Source organism: Yersinia sp. 2542 StPb PI (assembly GCF_048593855.1).
Taxonomy (GTDB): Bacteria; Pseudomonadota; Gammaproteobacteria; order Enterobacterales; family Enterobacteriaceae; genus Yersinia; species Yersinia enterocolitica_E.
Genome location: NZ_JAZGQA010000405.1, coordinates 1 through 1237, shown reverse-complemented (window position 1 = coordinate 1237; position 1237 = coordinate 1). Strand labels below are relative to the sequence as shown.

The following is a 1237-nucleotide window of genomic DNA, read 5'->3' as shown; positions in this document are numbered from 1 at the left end:
TGAAAAAGAGAGAGGATTAAATGTAATAAAATGTAATGCTGAAGTCATCATTCACAGTAATGTACCTGGTATGGTTGCCAATGTTAACATTGATTTTTCAGTCAATTCTACTAATGGTATTGTTTCTATTGATGGTAAGCTTTATAAGGATCATAAGAGTATAGGGGTGATTAGTCGCAGGATTATTTTTTACGTCTACTCGATTAATGATATACTCTTATTAAGGTCAGTAAATAATTGGGCTAGCGAGGTAAATAGTATTGATGATACTTTGATTAATGAAATCATGATCCATGAGTTCTACACCACACCAAATAGAAAAATGCAAATTACGTTCTCGAAAAAAGAGGAGGGCTATTATGGGATATCTACAAAAAGCATTCCATTTATATATTGCTCGCCACGGTAGACTTGCTGATGAGTACAATTGTTGATGGTTTTAATTTTTACAAACAGTTCTTACTTTAGATAGCACATGTCATTTAACTGCTATATTGCTCGAGTCGTTATGGTATGTAATATTTAAAATTGTGATGAGAATCCTGGCTCGTCGTTCTTCAACCCTGGAAACGAAATGTAAGTTCAAGTTGCATTTCATCTGTCGCTACTCATTCTGTTTACTGTGAAAAAAGTAGTCTTAGCAGAGAGGTACTGCACAATACTCTCAATGGGTCGTATCTTACTTAATCTGATATTGTCAATTCGAGTCAGATTAACCTTTGTGACGAACTGCTAACCCTTGGTAGATTTGCCATCGCAATGTTCTCTTTTATTGATTATTATTGCTGACTATCTATAATAAATTTTTGATACGTATCATTGGAAATAATTGGCATGAGTAAATGTTATACTATAAATGATAATATTACATTTTACCCTGAAAGTGGTATCCTCTCATCCTCTTTGGGTGGCGCTCGCATTAAGATCAACGTGCCAACAGCACAATTACTAGAGGCGTTTGTTAATAGAGTTGGTTTGATAATATCGCAAAGTGATTTGTATTCAATTGCTTGGGGTGATAATGGTGTGAATGTCACACCGAACACACTGTATCAAAATATTTCATTATTACGTAAAGCATTGCAAGATATCGGGTTGTCTGGTGAAGCCATCACGACTGTAAGAGGAAAAGGGTTTATCTTTACGGTCACTAAAGTTGCAGAATGCGAAGTCGATATTGACCCTGAAGATGAAGTTGATGAAATTATTATCGAGAATATTGTCCCTCAGCAGCAAG

Annotated in this window: 2 protein-coding genes; both read left to right on the top strand. The window is 35.2% G+C overall.

Annotated elements, in window-relative coordinates:
• On the top strand, window positions 1-409 hold a 409-nt coding region (locus tag V1952_RS21935; RefSeq protein ID WP_420075561.1), incomplete at its 5' end, for a hypothetical protein.
• A 425-nt stretch (window positions 410-834) separates the two neighbouring features.
• The coding region (locus V1952_RS21930) for a winged helix-turn-helix domain-containing protein (RefSeq protein WP_420075560.1) at window positions 835-1237 on the top strand (403 nt) is incomplete at its 3' end.